Source organism: Streptomyces sp. NPDC058157, from assembly GCF_042884105.1.
GTDB lineage: Bacteria > Actinomycetota > Actinomycetes > Streptomycetales > Streptomycetaceae > Streptomyces.
The window spans coordinates 25,032-34,058 of sequence record NZ_JBHVUQ010000010.1 but is presented as its reverse complement, the minus strand read 5'-3'; the positions used below and the strand labels follow the sequence as shown (position 1 = coordinate 34,058).

The window sequence follows — 9,027 nt, the reverse complement described above, 5'->3', positions numbered from 1 at the left end:
TGGGGTGCTCCCACGTCTCTCGCGCCCGCCCGCCCCCGCGGCGCGGCCGCGGGGGGGGCGCCCCCCCGCCCCCCCACCACCCTCCCGCTTTCCCGTCGCGACCGACCCTGGAGAAGACCGCCCATGCGCCTGCGCACGACCGTCCTGCGCACCCTCCTGCTCGGCCTGTGCGCACTGCTGCTGCTCCCCGCCGTCCCCGCCGCGGCCGCGGACAACGGCACCTGGGGCGTGTTCCCGACGCCGCCGGCCGGGGCGGCGATGACCGACCGGGCGTACTTCTTCCACCAGGGCGCCGCCGGGGCCTCGATCGGCGACAGCGTGACGATCCTGAACTCCTCCGACAAGGAGCTGACCTTCCGGGTCTTCGCCACCGACGCCGTGAACACCCCCTCGGGCGGGGCCTTCGCCCTGCTGCCCGCCGAGACCCGGCCCAAGGACGTCGGGACGTGGATCGTGCTGCCGCCCGAGGCGGCGGGCACGGTCACCGTCCCGCCCAAGGGCCGCAAGGACGTCCCGTTCACCGTCAAGGTGCCCCAGGACGCCTCCCCGGGCGACCACGTCGGCGGGATCGTCGCGCTGAACACGGCCGTCGAGGGGATCACGAAGGAGGGCAAGGTCCAGGTCGGGGTGCGGCGCCAGGTGGGCGCACGGCTGTACCTGAGGGTGCCCGGGCCGCTGACGCCGGCCCTGAGCGTGGAGGACGTCACGGTCAGCCGGGGCGCCCCGCTGCTGCCCTGGACGAAGGACGCCCGCGCCACCGTCACCTACACCCTGGTCAACCGGGGCAACGTGGTGGTCGAGCCGAAGGTGACGGTGTCCGCGCGGGGCCTGTTCGGGCGCCGGCTGCTGGACCGGCCCGCCCGCGCACCGCAGCCGGCGCTGCTGCCCGGCCAGCGGATCGTCCTGACCGAACCCTGGCCGGACTCCCCCCAGTTGGACCGGGTGGCCGTCAAGGTCACGGCGAGCGCCGCCGCCTACCCGGACCTGCGCTCCGAGGCCGGAACGGACTTCCTCGCCGTGCCCTGGCCCGCGGCGGGCGTGCTCCTCCTGACGGCCGGGGCCGGCACCGCCCTCCTGGTGCTGCGCCGGCGCCGCCGGGCGGCCCTCCCCGAGCCGGAGCCCGCCCCGGACCTGGCGGGGGCGCGCTGAGCGAAGACGGCAGGAACCCCCGGCCGGTGAGGGTTGGCCGGGGGTTCCTGCTGCTCAGGGGCTGCGGACGGGGCCGCGGCCGAAGGGGGCGTCAGTGGTTGCGGGGGAAGCCCAGGTCGACGCCCGCGTGGTCCTCGGACGGGTCCGGCCAGCGGGTGGTGACGACCTTGCCGCGGGTGTAGAAGTGGATGCCGTCGTTGCCGTAGATGTGGTGGTCGCCGAAGAGGGAGTCCTTCCAGCCACCGAAGGAGTGGTAGCCCACCGGCACCGGGATCGGCACGTTGACGCCGACCATGCCCGCCTGGATCTCCAGCTGGAAGCGGCGGGCCGCGCCGCCGTCGCGGGTGAAGATCGCGGTGCCGTTGCCGAACGGCGAGGCGTTGATGAGGGCCACGCCCTCCTCGTAGGTCTCGGCGCGCAGCACGCACAGCACCGGGCCGAAGATCTCGTCGCGGTAGGCGTCGGAGTCGGTCTTGACGTGGTCGAGGAGCGACAGGCCGATCCAGTGGCCGTTCTCGTGGCCCTCGACCGTGTAGCCGGTGCCGTCCAGGACGACCTCCGCGCCCTGGTCGGCGGCGCCCTTGACGTAGGAGGCGACCTTGTCGCGGTGGGCGGCGGTGATCAGCGGGCCCATCTCGGACGCCGGGTCGTTGCCGGGGCCGATCTTGATCTTCTCGGCGCGCTCGCGGATCTTCTCCACGAGGGCGTCGCCGATGGCGCCGACCGCGACGACCGCCGAGATGGCCATGCAGCGCTCGCCGGCGGAGCCGTAGGCCGCGGAGACGGCCGCGTCGGCGGCGGCGTCCAGGTCGGCGTCCGGCAGCACCAGCATGTGGTTCTTGGCGCCGCCCAGGGCCTGGACGCGCTTGCCGTTGGCGGAGGCGGTGGTGTGGATGTGGCGGGCGATCGGCGTGGAGCCGACGAAGGAGACGGCGGAGACGTCCGGGTGGGAGAGCAGGGCGTCGACGGCGACCTTGTCACCGTGGACGACGTTCAGCACGCCCGCCGGGAGACCGGCTTCGGTGGCCAGCTCGGCCAGCTTGTTCGCGGCCGACGGGTCCTTCTCGCTCGGCTTGAGGATGAAGGTGTTGCCGCAGGCGACGGCCAGCGGGAACATCCACATCGGCACCATCGCCGGGAAGTTGAACGGGGTGATGCCCGCGACCACGCCGAGCGGCTGGCGGATGGCGGCCACGTCCACGCGGTTGGAGACGGACGTGGACAGCTCGCCCTTGAGCTGCGTGGTGATCCCGCAGGCCAGCTCGACGATCTCCAGGCCGCGCGCGACCTCGCCCAGCGCGTCGGAGTGCACCTTGCCGTGCTCGGCGGTGATCAGCTCGGCGATGGCGTCGCGGTTGGCGTCCAGCAGGGCGCGGTAGGCGAACAGCACCTTGGTGCGGGCGGCCAGCGAGGACTGGCCCCAGGAGAGGAAGGCCTCCTTGGCGACCTGCACCGCGGCGTCCACCTCGGCGGCGGAGGCGAGGGCGACCTGCGTGGTGACCTCGCCGGTGGCCGGGTCGGTGACCGGGCCGTAGTTGCCCGACGCGCCCTCGACGGTCTTGCCACCGATCCAGTGGTTGACGGTCTTCATGCCAATCTCCTTGCGTGGAAAGCTCCGGCGTCAGCCGGGAAGGGAATCGCGTCTTTGCCCCAGACCACCGCTTCGGCGAAGTGCCGCTGCGTGATGCTCTGACCCGCGCTTGTGATCGGATCGCGAACGCTCCTAGCGTCCACGACGTGGGAACTGCTTCTTCGGTGAAGCGGACGTTCAAGTACCGCTTCTATCCGGACGATGCGCAGGCAGCCGAGCTGCGCGCGACGTTCGGGTGTGTGCGAAAGGTCTACAATCTGGCCCTCGCCACCCGCACTGCTGCCTGGGCTGACCGGCGGGAGCGGGTGGGCTACGCCCAGACGTCGGCGATGCTCACCGCGTGGAAGAAGACCGAGGAATTCGCCTACCTCGCCGAGGTGTCCTCGGTTCCGCTCCAGCAGGCGTTGCGGCATCTGCAGACAGCGTTCGCGAGCTTCTGGGCGAAGCGGTCGAAGTACCCTCGCTTCAAGTCCAAGCGCGGTTCCAGGGCGAGTGCCGAGTACACGCGCAGTGCGTTCCGCTTCGTCAACGGCCGGCTCACGCTCGCCAAGATGGCAACGCCCTTGGACATCGAGTGGTCCCGACCCCTGCCGGAGGGGACGGCCCCGACCAGGGTGACGGTTTCCCGCGACAAGGCCGGGCGCTGGTTCGTGTGCCTGCTGTGCGAGGACACCCCGGCTCCTCTGCCCGCCGCCCCGCACGCGGTGGGCATCGACGCCGGACTGACGGCACTGGTCACCCTCTCCACCGGGGACAAGGTCGTCAACCCGAAGCACGAACGCAGAGACCGCGAACGCCTCGCTCGCGCCCAGCGAATGCTGTCGCGGAAGACGAAGGGCAGCAAGAACAGGGGCAAGGCACGGACCCGGGTTGCCCGGATCCATGCCCGGATCGCCGACCGCCGCAGAGACCACCTGCACCAACTGACGACTCGACTCGTGCGCGAAAACCAAACGCTCGTCATCGAGGACCTCAGCGTCGGCAACCTGCTCAGGAACCACAGCCTCGCCCGCGCCATCTCCGATGCCGGCTGGCGTGAGCTGCGGGCCATGCTGGAGTACAAAACGGCCTGGTACGGGCGGGAGCTGATCGTCATCGACCGGTGGTTCCCCAGCACGCACCTGTGCTCCGCCTGCGGGGCACTCGCTGCCAAAATGCCCCTGACCGTCCGGGAGTGGACGTGCGAGAGCTGCGGGACGCCCCATGACCGGGACGAAAACGCAGCGGTGAATCTTCTGGCCGCCGGGCTGGCGGTCGCTGCCTGTGGAGCGGGTGCAAGACCTCATCGGGAGTCCTCCTCTCGGTCGGGGCGGTCCGTGGTGAAGCAGGAAACCCCACCCGCGAGGGTGGGAATCCCCTCCCCCTAGGGGCGGGGAGAGGCCAAGCTTGCTCCTTCACAGATGGCGACGTCGCTGCGCGGCTTGCCGGTCGTACTCTTCGCGGGCCTGGGCCGCCGACGCACGGGTCGCGGTCTCGGCCACGGGAACATCCCACCACGCCTGTGCCGGGGGTGGGCCCGACACAGTGTCGGGTGTTCGGGTCTGTGCGTAGACACATGTGGGACGGTCGGACCCGCGCGCCTCGGCCAGGGCTTTTCGCAGGTCACCGATGGTGCGGGTACGGATCACGGCCATCCCGAGGGAGGCGGCGTTCGCCGCGAGGTCCAGCGGAAGGGGGTCGCCGGTGTACCCGCCGTCCGGCCCCCTGAAGCGGTAGGCCGTGCCGAAACCCTCGCCGCCGACCGCGCCCGAGAGGCCGCCGATGGAGGCGTAGCCGTGGTTGTCGAGGAGGACCACCTTGAGCGGGACGCCCTCCTGGACGGCGGTGACGAGCTCGGTCGGGTTCATCAGGTACGAGCCGTCCCCGACGAGCGCCCACACCGGCCGGCCGGGGGCCGCCAGGGCCACCCCGAGGGCGCCGGGGATCTCGTAGCCCATGCAGGAGTACCCGTACTCCACGTGGTACTGGTCCGCGGAGCGGGCCCGCCACAGGCGGTGCAGGTCGCCCGGGAGGGAGCCGGCCGCGTTGACGAGCACGTCGGTGTCGTCGACGAGGGCGTCCAGGGCGCCGAGCACCTGCGCCTGGGTGGGGACGGCGTCCTCGTCGGGGGCGTGGAAGGCCTGGTCGACCAGGGCCTCCCAGTAGACCTTCGCCTGCCGGTACGTCCGCTCGTACGCCGGGTCCACGCGGTGGCCGGCCAGCTCCGCGCGCAGGGCGTCCAGGCCCTCGCGGGCGTCCGCGACCAGGGGGAGGGCGGCCTGTTTGTGGGCGTCGTACGGGTCGAGGTTGAGGCCGAGGAATCGGACGCCGGGGTCCTGGAAGAGGGTGGAGGAGGCGGTGGTGAAGTCGGTCAGCCGGGTTCCGGCCGCGATGACGAGGTCGGCGGCGCGGGCCAGGTCGTCGGCGGTGGCGGTGCCGGTGTGGCCGACGGCCCCCACCTCGGCCGGGTGGTCGTGGCGCAGGGCGCCCTTGCCCGCCTGGGTGGCGGCGACGGGGATGCCGGTGGCCTCGGCGAAGGCCCGCAGCGCCTCCTCGGCCCCGCTGTGCCGGATGCCGCCGCCGGCGATCAGCAGGGGCCGTCGGGCCGCCCGTACCGCCTCGGCGGCGGCCCGCAGCCCGGCCGTGTCGGGCCGGGGGCGGCGCACGTGCCACACCCGCTCCGCGAAGAACTCCTCGGGCCAGTCGTACGCCTCCGCCTGCACGTCCTGCGGCAGCGCGAGGGTGACGGCCCCGGTCTGCACGGGGTCGGTGAGCACCCGCATCGCCTGGAGGGCGGCGGGCACGAGGGCCTCGGGGCGGGTGATCCGGTCGAAGTAGCGGGAGACGGGCCGCAGGGTGTCGTTGACGGAGAGGTCGCCCGCGTAGGGGAGCTCCAGTTGCTGGAGGACCGGGTCGGCGGGCCGGGTGGCGAAGGTGTCCCCGGGCAGCAGGAGGACGGGGATCCGGTTGACGGTGGCGAGGGCGGCCCCGGTGACGAGGTTGGTGGCGCCGGGCCCGATGGAGGTGGTCACGGCCTGCGCCGAGAGCCGGCCGCACTGGCGGGCGTAGCCGACGGCGGCGTGCACCATGGCCTGTTCGTTGCGGCCCTGGAGGAAGGGCATGGCCTGCGGTCCGCTCTCCAGCAGGGCCTGCCCGATGCCGGCGACGTTGCCGTGCCCGAAGATCCCCCAGGTGGCGGCGATCAGCCGCTGCCGGCGGCCGTCGCGCTCGGTGTACTGGCGGCCCAGGAAGCGTACGAGCGCCTGGGCGGTGGTCAGCCGGACACTGCGCGGCGCGGTCACGGGGTCTCCTCCTCGGGACGGGGGGCGGGGGGTGCGGGCCGGTTCAGCGGGAGCCTGGGATCGACCTCCTGCCCCGCCCACGTCCCGCGAATCCAGGCGTGGTCGGGATGGTCGCGGATCAGCCACTCGCGCGTCGGGTCGGGGCCGGCCATCACGTTCAGGTAGTACATGGCGTGGCCGGGCGCCGCGATGGACGGGCCGTGCCAGCCGTCGGGGATGAGGACGACGTCACCCGAGCGGACCTCGGCGAGCACGTCGGTCTTCCCGGCGGGCGAGGGCGTCACGCGCTGGTAGCCGACGCCGGGGGTGCCGTCGTGCGGGGCGATCTCGTAGTAGTAGATCTCCTCCAGGCGGGATTCCTCGCCCGGGTGGTGCTCGTCGTGCTTGTGGGGCGGGTAGGAGGACCAGTTGCCGCCGGGGGTGAGCACCTCGACGGCGATGAGCCGGTCGCAGTCGAAGGCGTCGGCGGCGGCGAAGTTGTGCACCTGGCGGGAGCACTGGGCTGCGCCGCGGAGCTCGACGGGGACCTGCGCGGCGGGGCCGTAGCGGGGTGGGAGCCTTCGCTCGCAGCGGGCCCCGACGAGCGCGAACCGGCCGCCTCCGGCGGAGGTCAGCCGGGCCTGGGCGTCCCGCGGGAGGTACGCGAAGTCGGTGGGCCCGTCGAACACGGAGGCGCGGCCGCCCAACCGGAACGTCCCTGCGGGGCCCTCCCCCACCCCGCCCCTTCTCCCCCGGCTACCGCCGGGGGGACCCCCAGAAACCGGTGGCTCCGCCCCGAACCCCGTTCCGTGCGCTCCGCGCCCGGTGCGCTCAAACGCCGCGCGGGCTGGAAATTGCCGCTCCGGGGCGGAGCCCCTGGGGGTCCCCCCGGACGGAGTCGGGGGAAGGGGCGGGGACGGCTCCGTGCAGCGGACCTCGCAGCCGCCCGACAGCGGGAGGACGATCCACTCCGACTCCCCGCACGCGTGCGCGTACACCTCCCCCGGCGCCAGCTCCAGCACCACCAGCCGGGTGAACTCCATCCCCGTCTCAGACAGCACCGGCACGGCCCAGCACCTCCTCCACCTCGTGCGGGAACGGCATCGCCGTGGAACAGGCGAGCCGCGAGGCGACGATCGCCCCCGCCGCGTTCGCGTACCGCAGCACCCGCTCCAGCCCCCACCCCGCCAGCAGCCCGTGGCACAGGGCCCCGCCGAACGCGTCGCCGGCGCCCAGGCCGTTGACCACCGTCACCGGCACCGGCGGTACCTCCACCTCCGTGCCGTCCCGGTGGGCGGCGAGCACCCCTTCCGGGCCCCGTTTGACCACCGCCAGCTCCACCCCCGCCGCGAGCAGCGCCCGCGCGGCCGCGTACGGTTCGCGCTCGCCGGTGGCGACCTCGCACTCCTCCGCGTTCCCCACCGCCACCGTCGCCAGCGCGAGCGCCCGCCCGTACCAGGGCTCCGGCGGGCCGTCGTGCCACAGCATCGGCCTCCAGTCGAGGTCGAAGACGGTCGTCCCGGACTTCGAGCGGGCCTCCAGCGCGGCCAGGGTCGCGGCGCGGCTCGGCTCGGCGCTGAGTCCCGTGCCGGTCATCCAGAACACCCGTGCCGCCCGCACCGCTTCGCGGTCGATCGCGTCCGGCTCGATCTCCAGGTCGGGCGCCTTCGGGAGCCGGTAGAAGTAGAGCGGGAAGCGGTCCGGCGGGAAGACCTCGCAGAAGGTGATCGGCGTCGGGTACTGCGCGACCTCCCCCACCCACCGGTCGTCGACCCCGAACTGCCGCAGTTCACCGCGCAGATACGCCCCGAAGGGGTCCGCTCCGGTCCGGCTGATCATGGCCGTGCGCCGGCCGAGGCGGGCGGCGGCGACGGCGACGTTGGCCGGGGATCCGCCGAGGTACTTCCCGAACGTGTCGGCCTCCGCGAGCGGTACGCCGGTCTTCAGCGGGTAGAGATCCACCCCGATCCGCCCCATCGTGATGAGGTCGTACGCGGTCCCGTGCCCGGTCCCGTCCCCTGCTTCCCCCGTGGTCACGTCGGGCACTCCTCCCACTCGCACCGCACTCGTCCTCCCTTTCCCCTCGGACCTCGCACCCTAAGGTGGCCGTCATGACCTCCTCCCCGCCCGCGTTGACCCGTATCCGTGTCGGTTCGGCTCCGGACTCCTGGGGTGTCTGGTTCCCGGAGGATCCGCTCCAGGTGCCCTGGGACCGGTTCCTCGACGAGGTGTCCGGTGCCGGGTACGAGTGGATCGAGCTCGGCCCCTACGGCTATCTGCCCACCGATCCGGCCCGGCTCGCCGACGAGACCGCGAAGCGGGGCCTGCGGGTGTCCGCCGGAACGGTCTTCACCGGACTCCATCACGGCCCGGCCGTCTGGGAGGAGACCTGGGCGCACGTGTCGCGGATCGCCGCGCTGACCCGGGACATGGGCGCGGAGCACCTGGTGGTGATCCCGTCGTTCTGGCGCGACGACAAGACCGGCGGGATGCTGGAGGATCCGGTGCTCACGCCCGCCCAATGGCGTGAACTGACCTCCCAGACCGAGCGGCTGGGCCGGGAGGTGCGGGAGCGGTACGGGCTGCGGATCGTGGTCCACCCGCACGCGGACACCCATGTGGACACCCCGCAGAACGTGGCCCGGTTCCTGGACGCGACCGATCCGGAGCTGGTGTCCCTGTGCCTGGACACGGGGCACTACGCGTACTGCGGCGGGGACAGCGTCGAGGCGATCGAGGCCTTCGGGGAGCGGATCGGCTACCTGCACCTCAAGCAGGTGGACCCGCGGATCCTCGCCGAAGTGGTGGCGGACGGGGTTCCGTTCGGGCCGGCCGTGGAGCGCGGGGTGATGTGCGAGCCGCCGTCGGGGGTGCCCGCGCTGGAGCCGGTGCTGGCGGCGGCGCAGCGGCTCGGGGTGGAGCTGTTCGCGATCGTGGAGCAGGACATGTACCCGTGTCCGCCGGACCGTCCGCTGCCGATCGCCCGGCGCACCCGGGCCTACCTGCGCTCCTGCGGGGCCCGCTGAC

The 9,027-nt window shown here is 73.1% G+C and carries 7 protein-coding genes; 3 read left to right on the top strand and 4 right to left on the bottom strand.

Going from position 1 to position 9,027, the window contains the following annotated elements; genetic code table 11:
* Window positions 1-123 precede the first annotated feature (123 nt).
* On the top strand, window positions 124-1,149 hold the full coding sequence (locus tag ACFVXK_RS04620) for a WxL protein peptidoglycan domain-containing protein (RefSeq protein ID WP_389610056.1): 1,026 nt from the start codon (window positions 124-126) through the stop codon (window positions 1,147-1,149).
* Between the two features lie 91 nt (window positions 1,150-1,240).
* On the opposite strand, the gene ACFVXK_RS04615 is transcribed toward ACFVXK_RS04620, so the two are convergent.
* Window positions 1,241-2,740, bottom strand: coding sequence for a CoA-acylating methylmalonate-semialdehyde dehydrogenase (locus ACFVXK_RS04615; protein ID WP_389610055.1), 1,500 nt, complete (start codon window positions 2,738-2,740; stop codon window positions 1,241-1,243).
* 164 nt (window positions 2,741-2,904) lie between these two features.
* Between ACFVXK_RS04615 and ACFVXK_RS04610 the strand changes: the two genes are divergently transcribed.
* Window positions 2,905-4,107, top strand: a complete 1,203-nt coding sequence (locus ACFVXK_RS04610; protein WP_389610095.1) for an RNA-guided endonuclease InsQ/TnpB family protein — start codon at window positions 2,905-2,907, stop codon at window positions 4,105-4,107.
* A 27-nt stretch (window positions 4,108-4,134) separates the two neighbouring features.
* On the opposite strand, the gene iolD is transcribed toward ACFVXK_RS04610, so the two are convergent.
* The 3 genes from iolD to iolC are packed head-to-tail and all read right to left on the bottom strand — an operon-like array spanning window position 4,135 to window position 8,037.
* A complete protein-coding gene (gene iolD / locus ACFVXK_RS04605) occupies window positions 4,135-6,021 on the bottom strand; it encodes a 3D-(3,5/4)-trihydroxycyclohexane-1,2-dione acylhydrolase (decyclizing) (RefSeq protein ID WP_389610054.1) in 1,887 nt (628 codons plus the stop codon).
* A complete protein-coding gene (gene iolB / locus ACFVXK_RS04600) occupies window positions 6,018-7,043 on the bottom strand; it encodes a 5-deoxy-glucuronate isomerase (RefSeq protein ID WP_389610094.1) in 1,026 nt (341 codons plus the stop codon). The genes iolD and iolB overlap by 4 nt, the downstream gene beginning before the upstream one ends.
* 7 nt (window positions 7,044-7,050) lie before the next feature.
* Window positions 7,051-8,037: a 5-dehydro-2-deoxygluconokinase gene (iolC, locus tag ACFVXK_RS04595; protein WP_389610053.1), complete on the bottom strand. Its 987-nt coding sequence runs from the start codon at window positions 8,035-8,037 to the stop codon at window positions 7,051-7,053.
* A gap of 74 nt (window positions 8,038-8,111) precedes the next feature.
* On the opposite strand from iolC, the gene ACFVXK_RS04590 reads away from it, so the two are divergent.
* Complete coding sequence (locus tag ACFVXK_RS04590; protein ID WP_389610052.1) at window positions 8,112-9,026, top strand: sugar phosphate isomerase/epimerase family protein; 915 nt, start codon at window positions 8,112-8,114, stop codon at window positions 9,024-9,026.
* The last annotated feature ends 1 nt before the right edge of the window (window position 9,027 follow it).